The organism is Bradyrhizobium sp. SZCCHNS3002, assembly GCF_032377435.1.
Lineage (GTDB): Bacteria > Pseudomonadota > Alphaproteobacteria > Rhizobiales > Xanthobacteraceae > Bradyrhizobium.
Window position 1 is genome coordinate 37,778 of the sequence record NZ_JAUHHY010000026.1, and the last position, 18,698, is coordinate 56,475.

General features: G+C 66.0%; 18 protein-coding genes. 9 read left to right on the plus strand and 9 right to left on the minus strand.

The window, feature by feature from the left end:
* Positions 1-154 precede the first annotated feature (154 nt).
* Positions 155-2,503, plus strand: a complete 2,349-nt coding sequence (locus tag QW845_RS33075; RefSeq protein ID WP_315805695.1) for a phosphocholine-specific phospholipase C — start codon at positions 155-157, stop codon at positions 2,501-2,503.
* 57 nt (positions 2,504-2,560) lie between these two features.
* Here the strand turns inward: QW845_RS33075 and QW845_RS33080 are convergent, their stop codons facing one another.
* Both QW845_RS33080 and greA read right to left on the minus strand, forming a co-directional pair.
* Positions 2,561-3,025, minus strand: coding sequence for a metallophosphoesterase family protein (locus QW845_RS33080; RefSeq protein ID WP_315805696.1), 465 nt, complete (start codon positions 3,023-3,025; stop codon positions 2,561-2,563).
* 29 nt (positions 3,026-3,054) lie between these two features.
* Positions 3,055-3,531, minus strand: a complete 477-nt coding sequence (greA, locus tag QW845_RS33085; protein WP_315805697.1) for a transcription elongation factor GreA — start codon at positions 3,529-3,531, stop codon at positions 3,055-3,057.
* A gap of 219 nt (positions 3,532-3,750) precedes the next feature.
* On the opposite strand from greA, the gene QW845_RS33090 reads away from it, so the two are divergent.
* The 7 genes from QW845_RS33090 (at position 3,751) to QW845_RS33120 (ending at position 10,266) form a co-directional block, all read left to right on the plus strand.
* Entirely contained in the window at positions 3,751-4,566 is an 816-nt protein-coding gene (locus tag QW845_RS33090) for an IclR family transcriptional regulator (RefSeq protein ID WP_315805698.1), read from the plus strand.
* Positions 4,567-4,591: 25 nt separating this feature from the next.
* Complete coding sequence (locus tag QW845_RS33095; protein WP_315805699.1) at positions 4,592-5,536, plus strand: dihydrodipicolinate synthase family protein; 945 nt, start codon at positions 4,592-4,594, stop codon at positions 5,534-5,536.
* 70 nt (positions 5,537-5,606) lie between these two features.
* On the plus strand, positions 5,607-6,434 hold the full coding sequence (locus QW845_RS33100; protein WP_315805700.1) for an ABC transporter ATP-binding protein: 828 nt from the start codon (positions 5,607-5,609) through the stop codon (positions 6,432-6,434).
* Positions 6,427-7,266, plus strand: coding sequence for an ABC transporter permease (locus tag QW845_RS33105; RefSeq protein WP_315805701.1), 840 nt, complete (start codon positions 6,427-6,429; stop codon positions 7,264-7,266). Before QW845_RS33100 ends, QW845_RS33105 begins: the two co-directional genes overlap by 8 nt.
* Before the next feature lie 21 nt (positions 7,267-7,287).
* Complete coding sequence (locus QW845_RS33110; RefSeq protein WP_315805702.1) at positions 7,288-8,358, plus strand: ABC transporter substrate-binding protein; 1,071 nt, start codon at positions 7,288-7,290, stop codon at positions 8,356-8,358.
* Positions 8,355-9,062, plus strand: a complete 708-nt coding sequence (locus QW845_RS33115) for an SDR family oxidoreductase (protein WP_315805703.1) — start codon at positions 8,355-8,357, stop codon at positions 9,060-9,062. The genes QW845_RS33110 and QW845_RS33115 overlap by 4 nt, the downstream gene beginning before the upstream one ends.
* Before the next feature lie 34 nt (positions 9,063-9,096).
* Positions 9,097-10,266: a mandelate racemase/muconate lactonizing enzyme family protein gene (locus tag QW845_RS33120; protein WP_315805704.1), complete on the plus strand. Its 1,170-nt coding sequence runs from the start codon at positions 9,097-9,099 to the stop codon at positions 10,264-10,266.
* Between the two features lie 108 nt (positions 10,267-10,374).
* Here the strand turns inward: QW845_RS33120 and QW845_RS33125 are convergent, their stop codons facing one another.
* The 5 genes from QW845_RS33125 to QW845_RS33145 all read right to left on the minus strand — a co-directional run bounded on the left by QW845_RS33125 (position 10,375) and on the right by QW845_RS33145 (position 15,210).
* On the minus strand, positions 10,375-11,703 hold the full coding sequence (locus tag QW845_RS33125; RefSeq protein ID WP_315805705.1) for an LLM class flavin-dependent oxidoreductase: 1,329 nt from the start codon (positions 11,701-11,703) through the stop codon (positions 10,375-10,377).
* 61 nt (positions 11,704-11,764) lie between these two features.
* Positions 11,765-12,055: a hypothetical protein gene (locus QW845_RS33130; protein WP_315805706.1), complete on the minus strand. Its 291-nt coding sequence runs from the start codon at positions 12,053-12,055 to the stop codon at positions 11,765-11,767.
* Between the two features lie 61 nt (positions 12,056-12,116).
* The gene (locus tag QW845_RS33135) at positions 12,117-13,607 is read right to left on the minus strand and encodes a sodium:solute symporter family transporter (RefSeq protein ID WP_315805707.1); all 1,491 of its coding nucleotides are present in this window, start codon (positions 13,605-13,607) and stop codon (positions 12,117-12,119) included.
* A 17-nt stretch (positions 13,608-13,624) separates the two neighbouring features.
* Complete coding sequence (locus QW845_RS33140; protein ID WP_315805708.1) at positions 13,625-14,137, minus strand: flavin reductase family protein; 513 nt, start codon at positions 14,135-14,137, stop codon at positions 13,625-13,627.
* Positions 14,134-15,210, minus strand: coding sequence for an LLM class flavin-dependent oxidoreductase (locus tag QW845_RS33145; protein ID WP_315805709.1), 1,077 nt, complete (start codon positions 15,208-15,210; stop codon positions 14,134-14,136). Before QW845_RS33145 ends, QW845_RS33140 begins: the two co-directional genes overlap by 4 nt.
* A 456-nt stretch (positions 15,211-15,666) precedes the next feature.
* Between QW845_RS33145 and QW845_RS33150 the strand changes: the two genes are divergently transcribed.
* Positions 15,667-16,536 (plus strand): LysR family transcriptional regulator, encoded by an 870-nt coding sequence (locus QW845_RS33150; protein WP_315805710.1) that lies wholly within the window; start codon positions 15,667-15,669, stop codon positions 16,534-16,536.
* Between the two features lie 833 nt (positions 16,537-17,369).
* Here the strand turns inward: QW845_RS33150 and QW845_RS33155 are convergent.
* Both QW845_RS33155 and QW845_RS33160 read right to left on the minus strand, forming a co-directional pair.
* Entirely contained in the window at positions 17,370-17,750 is a 381-nt protein-coding gene (locus QW845_RS33155; protein WP_315805711.1) for a response regulator, read from the minus strand.
* Between the two features lie 54 nt (positions 17,751-17,804).
* On the minus strand, positions 17,805-18,662 hold the full coding sequence (locus QW845_RS33160) for an MJ0042-type zinc finger domain-containing protein (protein WP_315805712.1): 858 nt from the start codon (positions 18,660-18,662) through the stop codon (positions 17,805-17,807).
* Positions 18,663-18,698: the final 36 nt, after the last annotated feature.

Sequence of the window (18,698 nt, forward strand, 5' to 3'; positions counted from 1 at the left end):
CACTGAGGAAATCTCATTCAGACTCATTCCGTAAATAAAAATTTCACAGCGCTGTCAAGCCGCGCTGATACGCCAGGGACGTTCGCAGGAGCAGGCCGGGCTCGCCCCGCCAATCCTGACGATGGTCTTCAGGATTTCAAAAGGTCGTATCAGCATGACAACACGTCGCGATTTCTTGGCAGGCGCCACGGCGGCGGCTGCCTTCGCCAGCATCCGCCAGGCGCTCGCCATTCCGGCACGGCGCCGGACCGGCACCATTCAGGACGTCAAGCACATCGTCATCCTGATGCAGGAGAACCGCTCGTTCGACCATTACTTCGGCACGCTGCGCGGCGTGCGCGGCTTCGGCGACCGCTTCCCGATCCCGCTCGAGAGCGGCAAGCCGGTCTGGTTCCAGTCCGACGGCAGCCGCGAGATCCCGCCCTATCACCGCGACTCCACGACCTCCAACGCGCTGGTCGGCTATGGCACGCCGCACTCCTTCGGCGACAGCCAGGCGGCGTGGAATCAGGGCAAGATGGGCTATTGGGCGAAGTACAAGACGCCCTATGCGATGGGCTATTTCGGCCGCGACGACATCCCGTTCCAGTTCGCCCTCGCCGAAGCGTTCACGATCTGCGACGCCTACCACGCTTCCATCACCACCGGCACCGATCCGAACCGCATCGTGTTCTGGTCGGGCTCCAACTTCAACCCGGCGCTGCGCGCGCAGGGCATCAACTCCACCACCAACGATTCCGAGCCCAACAACCTGCGCTGCTGGCCGAACCCGCACAATTGGGTCGCCGGCCAGCCGCAGCCGCAGGCCAACTACAAATACGTCGGCAGCGACTTCGCCTGGGATACGCTGCCCGATCTGCTCAACAAGGCCGGCGTGAGCTGGCACATCTATCAGGACATGAACGACAACTGGACCGGCGCAATGCACGGCTGTCTGGCGTTCTCCAGCTTCCGTCACGCCCAGCCGGACGATCCGAACTACGTGCACGGCCTGACCGGCGGTCCGGACTATCTCGACCGGCTGAAGGCCGACGTCATGGCCGGCACCCTGCCGCAGGTGTCGTGGATCCTGCCGACGCAGGCCAATTCCGAGCATCCCGGCGGCGGCAGCCCGACCCGTGCCGGGAATTTTACCGACCAGGTGCTGGAAGCGCTGACGGCCAATCCCGACGTCTGGAGCCAGACCGTCTTCTTCCTGACCTTCGACGAGAATGACGGCTTCTTCGATCATCTGCCGGCCCCCGCGGTGCCGTCCTACGACATCAACGGCAAGCTGATGGGCAAGGCGACCCTGCCGCTCGACGGCGAGTATTTCTCCAACACCGTCGGCAACGTGCTGACCGCGACCGACACGGTCAGCGGCAACATCCGCCCCTGGGGTCTGTCCGCGCGGGTGCCGATGTATGTGGTGTCGCCGTGGAGCAAGGGCGGCTGGGTCAACTCGCAGGTGTTCGACCACACTTCGGTCGGCCGCTTCCTGGAGAAGCGCTTCGGCATCAAGGTCGAGGCGATCAGCCCGTGGCACCGCGCCGTCTCCGGCGATCTCACCTCGGCGTTCGATTTCGCCAGCCCCAACGATCCGCGCTTCCCGGAGCTGCCCGACCAGAGCAACTGGCAGGCTTCGGACGCGCATCAGAAGACCTTGCCGGCCCCGGTTGCGCCCGCGACGCCGCAGCCGCTGTTCCAGGAGAGCGGCGCGCGCTATTCGCGCCCGCTGCCCTACATCCTGCACGCCACCGCGAAGGTCGACGCCGCCGCGGGCAAGGTGAAGCTCTTGTTCGCCAACACCGGCTTTGCCGGCGCCGTGTTCCACGTCTACGACAAGCAGCGTCTCGATCTCATTCCGCGCCGCTACACCGTCGAGGCCGGCAAGATGATCGACGACGAATGGAGCGTCGGCAGCGATGGCCTGTATGATCTCTGGGTGCTCGGCCCGAACGGCTTCCACCGTCACTTCAAGGGTGACCTCGACAAGGTCAGGCCGTCGAATGCCGCCAACCCCGAGATCTTCGTCGGTTACAACGTCTTTGAGGGCGGCCTGCACATGCAGCTGCGCAATGACGGCCATGCCCGCGTGAGCTTCACGGTGAAGTCGAACGAGATCTACGGGCCGTTGCAGGCCGTCACCGCCTCGGTCTCGGCCGCGCTGGAGCCGCAATGTCCGGGCTTCGGTCCGCTGCCCGGCTTCCATCCGGTGGGCTTCGGCGCGGTGCCCGGCTTCCGCTCGGCGCCCGACTTCGATGCTCCGGGCTTCGGCTTTGGCGCGCCGACGTTCTTCCCGGGGCCGAGCCATGGCGGTCCGTCGACCTCGTGGACCGTCAAGGTGTCGGCACCCGGACGCCACGGCGAGCTGTACTGGCACCTGCGCAAGTCCGGCCTGTGGTACGACTTCGTCGTCACCAGCGACACCGACGACAGCTTCTATCGCCGCGTCGCTGGCCACGTCGAGACCGGCCGTCCCTCGTTCAGCGATCCCGGCATGGCGCTGGCCGATCGCTTCTGATCGATGGATCTCATCTGAGTTCGGGGAGGGCGCCCATGGGCGCCCTTTCGCTTTGCGTCAGCCGCTGCCGAGGTCGTGGATCACGGGCGACAGGCTGGCTGAGGAGATATCCAGCGTCGCCAGCGTGATCGGCAGCCTGAAGCGGCGCGGCCCTGCGCTGCCCGGATTCAGGTAGAGCACGCCGTCGCGTGTCTCGACGCCCGCGCGATGCGAATGGCCGGACACGATGATGTCGATACACGCCGTTGCAGGATCGATCGCGAGATCGTGGACGTCATGCACGACATGGACGGCACGTGTGCCGAGCCTGATGGTCTCGGTCGCAGGATAGGCATTCGCCCAGTCTGCCGTGTCGATGTTGCCGCGGATCGCAGTCACCGGCGCGATCGAGCGAAGCTGCTCGACGATGTCGGGGCGGCCGATATCGCCGGCGTGGATGATGTGGTCGACGCCGGCCAGACGTCGCACGGCCTCCGGTCGTAGCAGCCTATGAGTGTCGGAGATGATTCCAACCTTGAGCATCGTTTCCCGCCGGGGTGATGGGCATCGCCTCAGGCGATCGTGAGAATCTCCAGCTCTTGTCCGGTCACCTCGACGACGTCGCCGACCGATTTGCCCATCAGCAGCCGCGCCACCGGTGAGACGTAGGAGATCATGCCGCGCTTCGGATCGGCCTCGTCCTCGCCGACGATAGTGTAGGTCTGCACGCGGCCGTCGCCGCGCTTGAACGTCACGGTGCTGCCGAACGCGATCTGATCGGTCGAGGCCGGTGCCGGCATCACCTGCGCGGTCCGCACACGCGCTGCAAAGTAGCGTGCGTCGCGCAGCGCCGACCCCCGCCGCCGTTCATTCACGTCCTCGATTTTCTGCGCCGCTTCATAGGCCGTCTGCGCCTGAAGCAGCTGCGCCTCCAGCGCCTTGAGGCCGGCGTCGGTGACGAGGTTCGGATGCGGCGAGACCGGCCGGTCGGGCAGCTGCGTCTCGGCCGCCGTCTCGGCGCTCTCTTCCTTGGTGAATGCGACGCTCACGCGGGACTCCTGAAAAAGGCCGCGAGATATCGCGGCCCTCAGGAGAGATCATGCCGGCTGTGCGGATTTCAAGCCGTGCGCATACGGCGTGCGAGCGCGCTTGACAGATGCGGCTGGGCGCGTTCTAATATTCGAACTATAGTTCGCAATCCGAACCATAGCAAAACAAGATGCGGGTCGTCAAGGCCCGGCGCCAAGCAGGAAACGCGGAGCTCCCCCGTGGACGAGGACAGCAAGGCTGGCAAAAGCGTCGTGCAGTCGCTGGCCAAGGGTTTTCAGGTGCTGAACGCCTTCACGAGCGACGCGCCCGAATTGGTGCTCGCCGACGTCGCGCGCCGCGCCACGCTCGACAAGGGCACCACCTTCCGCTTGCTCAACACCCTCGTGATGCTCGGCTATGTCGAGAAGGTCGGCGACACCAGGCGCTTCCGCCTGACGTTGAAATGCCTCGACCTCGGCTTCAACGCGATCGCTCGCTCGGAGTTGCGCGACCAGGCCCGCCCGATCCTGCGCAGCCTGGTCGGCGAGATGAACGAGGCCGCCTCGCTCGCGGTGCTCGACGGCAGCGACATCGTCTATGTCGAGCGCATCCAGGCGGGCCTCGTCCGGCTCGGCGTCGACGTCCGGATCGGCAGCCGCGCGCCGGTCTATTCCACCGCTGTCGGCCAGGCGATCCTGTCGCTGCTGCCGGTGCAGACGCAGATCGAGGTGCTCGAAGCGCAGCCGCGCATCAAGCGCACCGAAACCACGATCACGGATCTCGACGCGCTGCTGCAGCGCCTGCGCCAGGTGAAGGCCGCCGGCTACGCGCTCTCGAATCAGGAGAATGCACCGGGACTGTGCGTGCTCGCCGCACCGGTCGTCGATCGCGACGGCGTGCCGCTCGCAGCGATCAGCGTCGCCGCCCCGACCATGCGCGTGTCAGCCGATGAGTTCGAGCGCACCGGCGTCGCGCCGCTGCTGCGCGCCGCGGCGCAATTGTCGCGCGCGCTCGAAGCCATGGGCGGCGCCACCGCCACCGTTTCCAGCCGATGACACCAGAACTCATCAGGAGTCCGACATGAACGTCATGACCAACTTCAAGGGGATCATCCCGGCGATCGCCGTCCCCTTCAACGCCGATCACTCGATCGACGAGGCCGAGCTGACGCGCTATGCGGCGTGGCTCGGCAGGCGCCGCGGCATTGTCGGCATCATGACCAACGGCCACACCGGCGAGGTGTTCAGCCTCACCGCAAGAGAGCGCGCGGAGGTGACGCGCATCGTCGCCAGGGCGCTGACCGGCATCTGCCCGACGATCTCCTCCGTCGTCTGCGAAGGCATCAAGGACGGCATCGAGCATGCGCTGATGGCCAAGGAGGCCGGCGCCACCGCGCTCGACATCATGCCGCCGCATCACTGGCTGCGCTTCGGCTTCAAGCGCGAGCACTGCCTGGACTATTTCAACGCCATCGGCGATGCGACCAGGCTGCCGCTGATCGTGCACGTCTATCCGGCCTGGACCCGCGCCTCGTTCTCCTCCGAGCTGCTCGCCGAGCTCGCCCGGCTCGACCACGTCCAGGCGTTCAAGATCGGCACCCGCGAGATGAACAAATATGCCCGCGACCTCAAGGCAATCCGCGCGGCGGCCCCGGACAAGGCGCTCTTGACCTGCCACGACGAATACCTGCTGGCGTCGATGGTGCAGGGCGTCGACGGCGCGTTGGTCGGCTTCGCGTCGCTGATTCCGGATCTCATCTACGATCTGTTCGCCGCGGTGACGGCCGGTGATCTCAAGCTGGCGATGAAGTTGCAGGCCATGATCGATCCGTTGAAGGACGCGGTGTATGGCGGCGGCGAGCCGACCGGAGAGGCGCATGGCCGCATGAAGGCGGCGATGCAGGTCGCCGGCGTGATCCGCGATGCCACCGTGCGGCCGCCGACGCATGCGCCGAGCGCCGAGGAGATGGCCGCGATCCGCGCCGCAGTGGCCGCGGCCGGGCTGACGGTGCAGGCTGCAGCCTGAGCAACGAGAGGCGACGGCCGGTGACGGCCGCTGCCTGTGATCATAAAAACAAGAGACCGGGTGGACGCTCATGCTGATGATGGATGTCGACGATGCGCAACGGCGCGCTGCTGACACGCCCGACGATGTGCTGATCGCGATCGACCAGGTCTCGAAGACCTATGTCTCGGCCTCCGGTGCGGCGGTGCATGCGTTGAGCCGCGTCTCGCTGGATATCAAGCCGGGCGAGTTCGTGTGCGTGGTCGGCCCGTCCGGCTGCGGCAAGAGCACGTTGTTGCGTCTGCTCGCCGGTCTCGACGGCTACAGCGATGGCCGGCTGCTGCTCGATGGCGAGCCCGTCGCCGGTCCCTCGCGCAAGGTCGGCGTCGTGTTCCAGGCCGCCAACCTGCTGCCGTGGATGACGGTGCGCGACAATGTCGGGCTGCCCTTGCGCGTCGGCGGCAAACATGCGCCGGCCGGCGATCGCATCGAACGTCTGCTCGCCGTCACCGGTCTCGGCGATTTCGGCGACAAATATCCCTATGAGCTGTCCGGCGGCATGCAGCAGCGCGCCGGGATCTGCCGCGCCCTGGCGCGCGATCCCGAGATCCTGCTGATGGACGAGCCGTTCGGCGCCCTCGATGCGCTGACCCGCGAGCGTCTGAACCTCGAGCTGCAGCGCATCTGGCAGGAGAACCGCAAGACCATCCTGCTGATCACCCACTCGATCTCGGAAGCCATCTTCCTCGCCGACCGCGTCATCGTGATGTCGGCGCGTCCCGGCCGCATCCTGGCCGATCTCGCCGTTCCCATTCCGCGGCCGCGGTCGTTCGACGACATCGTGCTGCACCCGGACTATGCGCGGCTCGCAAGGGAGGTCCGCGGGCTGCTCAATGCGCAGGAGCATGGCCATGACTGATCTTGCCAACGTCGCCGTGTCAGCCATGTCGCAGAAGCCAGCGAGTCCACGCCGCGGCATCAGCCTGGGATCGCCGATCGCCTGGACCGGTCTCGCGGTGCTGATACTGAGCTGGATCGCCGCGGTCAACCTGCTGAACATCCCGTCCTACATCCTGCCGAAGCCCGAAGCGGTGGTCCGCGCGCTTTGGTCGGGGCTCGCGGTCAGCCCGGCCAGTCCGCTCGGCTACTACCTGCCGCTGTGGAGCACGCTCAGCAACGCCGCTGTCGGCTGCGCCATCGGCGTCGGGCTCGGCCTCGTCATCGGCTCGCTGATGGCCGAGGTCGAGGCCATCGAACGGCTGGTGATGCCCTATGCGTTCGCGCTGCAGAGCTTGCCGAAGGTGGCGATCGCACCGCTGATCGTGATCTGGTTCGGTTTCGGCGACGGCTCCAAGATCGCGATCTCGGCGCTGCTGTCGTTCTTCCCGGTGCTGATCAACAGCTTCACCGGGCTGCGCGCCGTAGAGCCGGAGCGCATCGACCTGATGCGCTCGCTGTCGGCGTCGCGGTTCGAGACCTATCGCATCGTCAAGCTGCCCAACGCCGCGCCCTTCATCTTCGCTGGCCTCGACATGGCGGTGGTGTACGCGCTGCTCGGCGCGATCGTCGCCGAGTTCTTGGGCGCTCAGCGCGGCATGGGGGTGGTCATCACCCAGGCGCAAGCCGTCTCCGATGTCGCCGGCGTGTTCGCCGCGCTGATCATTCTCGGCGTGCTCGGCATCGTGCTGCACGGGATCGTGCGCTGGTGCGAGGCCAAGGTCGTGCACTGGGGCGCCAATCGGAAAAAATAGGACAGCAGGGAGGAACGTAGGATGGTTTCGCGCAGGTCATTCCTGAAGAGCAGCGCCAGCGCGGCGCTGCTGGTGAGCGGCGCCCCGGCCGGCCTGATGGCGGCGGACGCCAAGAAGATTCGCTTCGGTGTCGGGCTCAAGGCGCTCAACGCCACCATCATCAATTGCGTGATCGGCGAGGCGCTCGGCTACAACGCGCAGGAAGGGTTCTCGCTCGATGTCCAGGCGCTCGGCACCAATGCCAACGTCCAGGTCGCGACCGACCGCGGCTCCGTCACCATCGGCGTCGGCGTGCCGTCGACGGCGCTGCCGCTGCTCGCCAAGGGCGAATGGGGTGGCGCGAAACTGTTCTATCAATATACCTATCCGTACAAATGGGACATCGCCGTCCCGCCCGGCTCCGCGCTCAAGAGCTACACGGACCTCAAGGGCAAGAAGATCGGCGTGTCCGACTTCGGCGCCACCGAATATCCGGTGACCAAGAACGTGCTGAAGGCGCTCGGCCTCGATCCGGACAAGGATGTGAGCTGGGTCGCGGTCGGCAACGGCACGCCGGCGGGCGTCGCCCTGCAGCGCGGCGTGATCGATGCGCTCGCCTATTTCGATACGGGCTTCGGCCAGATCGAGGCGGCTGGCATCGAGCTGGCCTATCTGCCGCGTCCGACCACGATCCCGATGGTCGGCGGTCAGTTCCTGATGGCGATGCCGCAGACGTTCGAGAAGGACAGGGATCTCCTGGTTGGCTTTGGTCGCTCGGTGTGCAAGGCGTCGCAATTCCTGCTCGCCAATCCGACCGCCGGCGCCAGGGCCTTTCTCAAGATGTACCCGGAGACGGCGCCGCGCGGTGCCAGCGAGGACGCGGCGGTCAAGGCCGTGCTGCAGTCGATCAGCCGCCGGATCAAGCTCTACGCGCCGCCCTATGCCGATACGAAGATGGGCGCGATCAACGAGCAGGAGTTCCGCACCGAGGCCGCGATGAACGGGCTGGACATCAAGGACTACGATGCGCTCTACACCAACGAGCTGATCGACAAGATCAACAATTTCGACGCCGTGAAGGTGAAGACCGAGGCGGCTGCGTACAAGGGATGACGGGGGAGAGCCACGACAGCAGCACCGATCGCGGCCATGCCGTGGTGACCGGAGCCAGCTCCGGCATCGGCCGCGCGGTTGCCGAGCGCCTGCTTGCCGGCGGCTGGCGCGTAACCGGCATCGACCGTGCAGCCTCGGCGCTGTCGCATCCGCGTTTTGCGAGCTTGCAGGCTGATCTGTCGGACCCGCCTGTGCTCATCGAGGTCCTGGCTGAGGTTGGTACGGTCACCGCGCTCGTCCATGCCGCAGGCTACATGCGGGTCGGCCGGCTCGGCGAGCTCGCACCTGACGACAGTGAGGGCATGTGGCGCGTCCATGTCGGCGCTGCGGAGGCGTTGGCCAATGCGCTGGCGCCTGATATGCGCGAGGGCGGGCGGATCGTGCTGATCGGCAGCCGCACCGCCAACGGCGCGGCCGGCCGCAGCCAGTACGCCGCGACCAAGGCGGCACTCACCGGCCTCGCGCGCTCCTGGGCGATCGAGCTGGCGCCGCGCCAAGTCACCGTCAACGTCATCGCGCCAGCCGCCACGGACACGCCGTTCCTGCGCGACCGCAGCCGCGCCGGCACCGCGCCGGTGCTGCCGCCGATGGGCCGCTACGTCGATCCAGGCGAAGTGGCCGCGCTCACCGCCTTCCTGCTGTCGCCGGAAGCGGCTGCCATCACCGGACAGACCATCACCATCTGCGCCGGCGCCTCGCTCTGACGCGGCGCTCGCGACCACGATCAGGAGATTGACCATGACCGTTCGTATCGTCGACGTCCGCGAGGTGACGAAGCCGATCTCATCGCCGATCCGCAATGCCTATATCGATTTCACCAAGATGACGTCGAGCCTCGTTGCGGTCATCACCAATGTCGAGCGCAACGGGCATCCCGTGGTCGGCTACGGCTTCAACTCCAACGGCCGCTACGGCCAGGGCGGCCTGATTCGCGAGCGGTTTCGCGCGCGACTCATCGAGGCGGATCCCGCCTCGCTGCTCGATGCCACCAAGGACAACATCGATCCGGACAAGGCCTGGACGGCGATGATGACGAACGAGAAGCCCGGCGGTCACGGCGAGCGCTCGGTCGCGGTCGGCACGTTGGACATGGCGATCTGGGACGCGGTTGCCAAGATCGCCGACAAGCCGCTGTTCCGTCTGCTCGCGGAGCGCCACAACCGCAAGGCCGATCCGCGCGTGTTCGTCTACGCCGCCGGCGGCTATTACTATCCCGGCAAGGATCTCTCGGCGCTGCGCCGGGAGATGCGCGGCTATCTCGAGCGCGGCTACACCGTCGTCAAGATGAAGATCGGCGGCGCGCCGATCGAGGAGGATCGCCAGCGCATCGAGGCCGTGCTCGACGAGATCGGTCCGAGCAACCAGCTCGCCGTCGACGCCAACGGCCGCTTCGACCTGGAGACAGCGATCGCCTACGCCAAGATGCTGCGCGACTATCCGCTGTTCTGGTACGAGGAGGCGGGCGATCCGCTCGACTATCATCTGCAGGCGACGCTCGCCGATTTCTATCCCGGCCCGATGGCGACCGGCGAGAACCTGTTCAGCCACCAGGACGCCCGCAACCTGATCCGCTATGGCGGCATGCGTCCGGACCGCGACTGGCTGCAGTTCGACTGCGCGCTGTCCTACGGCCTGTGCGAATATCTGCGCACGCTCGACGTGCTCAGGACCTACGGCTGGTCGCCGTCGCGCTGCATCCCGCATGGCGGCCACCAGATGTCGCTCAACATCGCCGCCGGCCTCGGCCTCGGCGGCAATGAGAGCTATCCCGACCTGTTCCAGCCCTATGGCGGCTTCCCCGACGGCGTTGACGTCATCGACGGCCACATCACCATGCCCGAACTCCCCGGCATCGGCTTCGAGGGCAAGTCGGATCTGCATGCGGAGATGCGCGCGCTGAGCGCTTGAGCCGCGCGCCGTTGAGCAGGGGCCTTCGAGACGCGCCGCAAGCCGCACTCTTCAGCATGACGGAAGCTGGCATCTCGAAGGGCGGCCCGGCGGCGGGGCTCACCAGACTCAATCTTCCAGCAGATTCTCCCGCAAGGTCGTGCCCGTATATCGCGTCCTGAACCGGCCGCGCCGCTGCAACTCGGGAACGACGAGATCGGCGAACTCCTCGAAGCAGCCGGGCGTGTAGGTCGCCGCCAGCATGAAGCCGTCGGCGCCGCCGTCATCCATGTAGTGCTCGATCTGGTCGGCGATGTCCTTGGCGGTGCCGACCGCGACCGGCATGCCCATGCCCTGCGCGTAGATCATCGCCGCCTCCTTCACGGTCACCGGCGCGCCGCCCTTGGCGTAGATGATCGACTCGAACAGACCCTGAATGCCCGGCACCTCGATGTTCTGCACGATGGCATTGCCGTCGAACTTGGAGAAATCCAGCCCGAAATGGCCGGACATCCAGGCCAGCGCGCCCTCCGGCGGAATGCACTCCTTGATTCGCGCGTACTTCTCCTGCGCCTCCGAGCGTGTTTCCGCGACCACGGTCTGCAGGCCGTAGATCAGCTTCACCGAACCCGGCTTGCGATCGAACTTGCCGGCGAGCCGCTCGTTCAGATCGCCGGCATATTGCCTCATGCGGTCGACGTTCGGATGCACGGCGAAGATCGCCTCGGCATGCTTGGCGGCGAAGTCGCGGCCCTGGTTGGATGAGCCGGCCTGCCATAGCACCGGCCGTCCCTGCGGGGAGGGCGCGCAAAAATGCCGGCCATGGCACTTGTAGTACTTGCCCTCGTGGTTCACGACCTTGATCTTGGCGGGATCAGCATAGATGCCGGACACCTTGTCGGCGATGATCGCATCCGGCTCCCAGGAATCCCACAGCTGGTAGCAGACCTCCATGTATTCCTCGAGCCGGTCGTAGCGGCCGCTGCGCTCGGTCATGGTGTGACCATAGGCATCCCATTCGCTCTTGGAGTAGGACGACACGATGTTCCAGGCGACGCGGCCGCCCGAGAGGTGATCCAGGCTCGAGAGCCTGCGGCACATCGAATAGGGATGCTCGAACGCCGTCGACAGGGTGACGCCGACGCCGAGATGCTTGGTCGCGGTGGTGATGATCGGCACGATCGTCGACGGCTCGTGGGTCGGGCACTGCACAGCCCATTTCACGATCGCGTCGGAGCTGTCCTCGTGTGTGTTGTAGGGCGCGAGCTCATCGGCGATGAACATGGCATCGAACATCCCGCGTTCCATCGTGCGGGCCATGTGCTGCCAGTATTCCGGCCGGGCGAAATCCCAGCCGATCTTGTCCTTGACGTGGCGCCACATTCCGGTGGCGTGACTGTTCACGCCGTGCTGGATGAATCCCAGAAGATGAGCCTTCTTCCTCGTGGTCGTCGTCATGCAATGCTCTCCTTGCGTCCGAAACTCGTCCAGTCCGTCATGAACTTCGGGTGGTCGGTGATCAGGCGCTCTTCTGCTCGACGAAGAAGGCGAGCCCGCATCCAGCCGCCGTCACCAGCGCAAGCAGCGGGCCGGCATAGATCATCGCGGGGGTGAAGCCGACGCCGGCAATGATGACGGCGGACGCGATCACCGAGATCGCTGCCAGCCCGCCATAGCCATAGTCGGGCACGTCGGTCGGCTCGGCGGCGCCGCTGCGATATTCGGCGATGGCGTTCTGCAGGCCGCGCCAGAATCCAGCGAGGAAGAACAGGGTGACGAGAATGCCGACGATGGTGATCAGGACGTACATGGTTGGCTCCTTTGGGATGTCAGAGGGACGGGCGCGCCGAGGACCGGCGCGCCTCGCGCAGCTATTCGGCCGGGGCAGAGACCTCGTCGCCGATACGCTGCAGGCCGGTGAGGTCGAAGTTCTCGCCGCCGATCAGACCCGCGATGACGACGGTCAGCCCGCTGATCGCGACGATCGACAGCGTTCCGATCAGCTCGCCGGCCGTGGCGTAGATCGGCATGCCCACGCCGATCGCCAGCGCGATGCCGCCGACGAAGCCGATCATGTTGGTCTTCGGCCACAGGATGGACAGCACCAGCGGCAGCAGGATCGAGGTCTTCAGCGCATAGGTCGTCAGCACCAATGTCGTGAAGTCGAGGCCGGAGAGCACGATCAGGGTCGCGATGATGCCGCCGAGCAGGACCGAAAGCTTGGTGATCACGAACAGGCTGCTCTCGGAGGTCTGCGGGAAGTAGCGCTTGACGATGTCGACGGCGACGACCGAGGACAGCGCGGCACTGGCGCCGTCGATGGTCGAGTAGCAGGCGGCAAGGATGACGAGCACGTAAAGCAGGACCAGGGTCAGACCGAGGCCGATATGGGAGACGATGTAGGGGCCGACCGCGACGATGTCGCCGCCGAAATCGGCCGGCTTGAGGCCATAGGCGATGCCGACCAGGCCGAGCATGCCCAGGCAGATCGGGATCGGATAGAACAGCGCGCCCGACCAGAGGAACACGCGGCCGACGTCGCGGCTCTTGATGGCCCAGACCTTCTGCCAGAATGTCTGGTCCGAGACCGTTGCGGCGAGGAGGCCGAACGCAAGCGTGATGCCGAAGCCCGCGGCGGCATCGGGACGCAGCACCGACAGGTTGCGGGCATCGGCCGCGCCGGCGGCGTTGAAGACCGCTTCCGATCCGCCCGGGATCGCGGCATACACCGCGGCCACGACAATCGCCGCCGGCACGGTGATCATCAGCGTGTTGAGCGTTCCGGTCATCACGCTCGTCCACAAGCCTCCGAAGTATGAATAGGCGAGCACGCAGATGATGCCGACGACGGTCGCCACCTTCCAGTCGATCCCGAACACCGTCGAGACGACGACGGAGGTGCCCTTGAGATTGATCAGGATCTCCAGGATGATTCCGAAGACCATCGTCACGGTGACGATTGCGGTCGCGGCTTTCGACCTGCCGAACCGGTACTCGATGAACTCGGAGATCGTGTAGCCCTCCGGCATGTTCTTGCGCAGGATGCGGGCGAACGGGATCATCGCCATGACCGCGAAGCCGTTGGGCACCACGAACCAGAACAGGCCGGAGAGGCCCCATTGATACGTCATCGCCGAGCTCATCATCACCGCCATGGCCCAGGTCCAGACGGCGATCACCGAACCGACGCCGAAACCGAAGCCGACTCGGCGGTCGGCGATGATGAAGTCGTGAGTGTTTCGAACGAGGAGGGTCTTCACGGCATAGGACAGGGCGAGTGAGAACAGGCCTAGTCCGATCATCGACGCATACCCGAGGGTCGGCGTCAGGCTCGGCATCGCGGCAAAGATCGATTTGTCCATTGCGATTTCTCCGGGGTTCAGGAACTCTGGTGAAGCGTGTGATAGTTGCGGGCGTGGTAGAGCAGCGGCGCGCCGCCGCCCGCATGGGCGGAGGTCACGTTGCAGAGCACGATGGCGTGGTCACCGGACGGGATCAGGTCGACGATGGCAGTGCCCAGCTGTCCGAGAGCGCCCGCGATCAGCGGCGCCTGGCCGGCGCCTTCGATCGTCGCCACGTCATCATAGGAGCCGGGTGCGAGCTTGCTCGCGAAGCGATCGGACAATGCCCGTTGGCCGGCGCTGAGGACGGAAATCCCAACGCTCATACCGACGCCGAGGCAGGCGTAACTCTGGCTGTTCTGCGCGACGCAGAACAACACCCGTGGCGGCTGCAACGAGACCGACGTGACCGAGGTGGCTGTGAAGCCATGGAGCTGTCCGCCGCGCCGGAACGTCACGATGCAGACGCCGGATGCGAGCTGGCTGAACACGTCCTTGAAGCCCTGTCGTATGTCGCCGGCGGAAGTGATCGTGGCTTCGAGCGCGCTCATGACATCTGACCTTCGAAAGCGAGTGTGCGATTGTCCCTGAGCGGGCGGATCACCTGCTTCATGAACGGACCGGCGTCACGCATCGGGTCGTCGAACTGACAGACGATGCGATCGAGGCCCAAGGCCTGCAGCTGGGGGATGCGGTTGCGGATGTCCTCGAAGGAACCGATCAGGCCGAGCTCGAAGCCGGCGTTGGAATCGACCATCTGTTCCTCGCCGAGCGCGGCCCAGGCGGCGGCACCGGAGCTGCCGATCACCTTGCGGAAGAAGTCGATCGTCTGTGAATTGCGGCGACCTACGACCGTCTTCCAGCGCTGCCTTGCCTGCTCGGTCGTCTCGGTCGCGATGACGTAGGCATTCGCCGCGATCAGGATGGTCCGGCCCCAGCTGTTGGCCTCCTGACGCACCGCCTCGATGCGCCGTTTCAGCTCCTCGTCGCCCATGCCATTGAGGAACAGGCAATGGCCCCATTCCGCGGCCATCTGCATGGCGCGGCCGGAGTGGCCGGCGATCCACACCTCCGGCAGGGCGTTCTGGTCCAGGCCATAGGTCGGTGGCTGCTTGAGCTCGACCGGCTGCGCCTCTCCAGGCGGAGCGTCCGTCCCGGCAATTTCGGCAGGCGGCTGAAACAGGCCATAGAGCGTGCGCAGGAATTCGCCGGCGCGGTCGTAACGTCCGTCATGATCCAGCCAGTCGACGCCGGACAGGTCGAACTCCTCCTTCCACCAGCCGCAGACGATATTCATGCCGAGCCTGCGCTCCGCGATCTTCGACAGCGTGTCGAGCATCCGGGCGACGAGGAACGGCGAGCGGAAGCCGGGCTTGATGGCGCCGCAAAGCCCGACCTTGCTGGTGACGGCGGCGATCGCCGCCAGAATGCTCCAGGCGTCGGCGACGCTCTCGCTCGGGCCATGGATGCAGTTGAGCAGGTTCTCCGAGGCGTAAAGGAAGTCGAACCCGAGCGCTTCGGCCTGCTGGGCGATCGCGAGACAGGCGGCAACGTCAGGGCCGGTCGGTGCGTCCAGCGAACGCAGCCAGCCGCCATAGACGGGAAGCCAGATGCCGAACTCCATCACGCGACCCCGCATGCTGCGAAGGAGGCGCGCGGAGCACGATCATGGATCGGTGCCTCGTCGGTGGGTGTCGCAGAAGGTGCAGGCGGCATATCCTCGCTGTCCTCGCTCGAAAGCCTTCGTGCGAAGTAATTAGCAAGCGTCTTGCCAAACCGGGTCGCGCGCAGGCGTATGCGGTCGGTGCTGAAAATAGCGGCGTGATTGATCGATAAAACGTCCTGAAGTGCCTGCGGCGAAAGCAGATCGGAACTACTTATTCATTCAGTTCATGCGCACTGAAGTGTATGAATGATGCGGCGCCGCTTTTGATGCTGGTCCCTGCGAGGATGAAACGAATTCATCGAAAGCGATGGGAGTGACTGGTTTGACGGCAGGCCGGCTCGGGAACTGGTTCGAATTTGTCCGTGGGAGCGCATTCGGCGGCGAGCCGGACGTCGCCGAGGCCCAGGAGAGTCCATGACCTTCGAGCAAATGAGGATCTTCCTCGAAGCCGCTCATTTTGGCAGCTTCACCCATGCTGCCGAGCGGCTGGGCCTCACGCAATCGGCGGTCAGCGTCTCGATCAAGAAGCTGGAGGAGAAGCTCGACGTCCCGCTGTTCGACCGCTCCGGGCGCCGGCTGATGCTGACCGAGGCCGGACAGGTGCTGTTGAACGAGGCCGAGCGGATCCTGCGTGACATCGAGCTGACGATGCGCCGTGTCGAAGGCCGGCGTCCCGCCTCACCGTCCGCGCTGGTGGCATGCACCGCCAGTGCCTACGACTTCTGGATGCCGCATCTTCTGGCGCGGGACAATGGTCCCGGCGCGTTCGGTGTCGATCTCGTCCGTGGCAGCGTCAACGAGGTAGCGGCTTATGTGATGCGGGGAACGGCGGATGCGGGGGTGACCAGCGCCATGCCGAGCCACCCGCAGTTCCGCCAGGTCGCCGTGTTCGCCGACCGACTGGTGCTATGCGCTCATCCCGAGCGGGCGCAGCACGTGCCGGCCGATCTGAGCTGGAAGTCGCTGGCCGAGCAGGCGCCCTTGTTGTGGGAGCACGGCGAACTGACGCAGACGCTGACCGCGGCGCTCGTCTCTCACCGGGTCGAGCCCGAGCGTGTGGCGCATCCCGTCCTCAAGCTGTCGTCGAGCACGGCGGTGATCTCGGCGCTGCTTGGCGGCCGCCATATCGGCTTCGTGTCGGATCGCGCCGCGCAGCCGTGGCTGGCGTCGGGGCGGCTCGTGCGGATCGGAACGCCGGAGATTCCCGTGCGCTATTGGCTGTTCGGCCTGCGTGAGCACGACATCGACAGGTTCGTGGCGCTGTTCGGTGCGCGCGTGGAATAGCTCCGGCCGCGCGCCTGCGCGGTGAGGGGCGATGACTGCCCGACGGGCAATCTGCTCATGACAGCTCTGCGTGAACTGCCCGTCGAGCCAGTTTGCCGCACCGTTGCGGCCTTGTGTCGTCGGGCAAATCAGGACGATGTTCCCACGCATCCCGCCTCACTCGGAGGGGCGTTGCGCGCGATCGTCACGACACGCGAGGCGGGGAGGCGATGGCCGCGAGGTGCCGCAGCGTAGCTTGCTGCGCGGACGAACGGCAGCTTGCGGACGTGAAGTCGTGTGGTCCTGACCTCCCGGTGCCGAGGTCAAGTCGACGCCAGCGCTTGACGCGCTGCGTTGATGACGGGGGCAATCAAGCCGGTCCCCGGGGAGAGCGCGAAGTAAGCGTTAAACCCATCGCGCAGGGAATGCCGGATGATCGGCAGCACCTGTGGTACCTGCCGCCTGCATTTTTTTCGCAGGCGGGCCATGGGTGAGGCCTTCACCCGGCATTCCCTGCGCCCTCCGACCTGTTGAGGGCGACGACGACCGGCAGAGCTCGGGCGAGATACGCCGCGGGAATGCAGGCGTGCGCCAAAATGTAACTGTCGTCCCGGGCAAGCCACGACGACGCGAAGCGACGGCGTGGTGCCGACTCGGGACCCATAGCCACAGGACGATGTCATTGCACACGATGGGGGACCAGCGTCGTGCTTCAACAGCCGCCGGTGGTTATGGGGCCCTGCGTTCGCAGGGACGGCAGCGAAGGAATGCAGGAAGACCACGGATCGCAGCTAAGGGCAGATCCCAATGCGCGAGCCATCCGGCGTCTGGCAGGCGACGCTTCGCGCAGGCGCCTACGCCTTCGCCGCCTTCGACGCCAGCGCATCGGCCACCGCGGTGCGGATGTCGGCGACCGAGAACGGCTTGGTGATGACGTCGTGAGCGATTGCGCTGAGATTCGACGCCCGCTCGCGCTGATGGGCAAAGCCGGTCATCAGCAGGATGGTCAGGTCGGGAAAATCGCGTGCTGCCGACAGCGCCAGCGCGATGCCGTCCATGATGGGCATCTGGATGTCGGTCAGCAACAGGTCGAAGGCGCCGGCCTCGCGCGTCAGGATGTCGAGTGCCTCGGCACCGTCCTGCGCCGTCACGATCTCATGTCCATCCATGGCAATGGCGCGCGCGACCAAGGTCCGCATCGAATCTTCGTCGTCGGCGATCAGCACGCGCGACATGTCGTTTCGTCTCCGTGTCGTGGGCCCCGCGGGCGACCCACGAGACCGGAACCATCATGCACTGCCGGCGGCGAGATCGCGCCGGTTGAAGAACCGTATATCGATATTGCGGCCTTCGGGAGGGGGCGAGGCGAGCCGCGACTTGAACGTCGTGCGCTCACCGGGCTTGAGCGCGGTCTGCTCGAGCAGGGTGTTCCAGGCGTAGATCTCGGTGCCGTGCGCGTCTCGGACGCTGAAGCGCAGCCGCGGCAGGTCGACCGGTTTCTTCGTCAGGCTGACGATCGTCCCCTCGATCACCAGCACCGGCTTGCCGTCGACGGTTTCGGTCGCGACCTTCACGTCCTTGAAGCTCAGGCCGCGCAGGTTCACCTCGAGCCCGACCAGCTTGTAGAACGACGCCGTCTGCGGCAGCAGCCTGACGACGTCGGCGCGCCACACCACCAGCGCAATCGTGAGCGCCGCCATGGCGGCCGTCAGCACCGGCAGGTTCAACAGCCTATTGCCTGGGACATCCGGCAATTTCGGGCGCCTGATGAGCGTGCGGAGACCGGCGAGGCGCGAAGCCCCGCTCTGCACCGGCTGCTCGGCCTCTTCGGTGTCGTCCTCGGGCTCGGCGAGCGCGTCCTCGGGCCAGCCGGCGGCCAGCGGCGGACTTTCCACCTCGGGCTGGCGTCCGTCGTCGTCGTCTTCCTGGCGGGCGAGGGCTTCCCACTCGTCGGCGGCGTCACGCGGCGCGGCGGCCGCGCCGGCCTCCGCCATGGCAGGCATGGGGGCGGGCGCCTCGACCGCATCCTCCGGTCGCGCCAGCCAGACCTCCTTGCAACGGGAACAGCGTACGCTGCGGCCGGCCATACCCAGGGTTGCCAAGTCGATGGCATAAGATGTCGTACAATGAGGGCAAACGATGAACATCGCGCCGGTTCTCCAACGGCCATTGCCGCTTTGTTT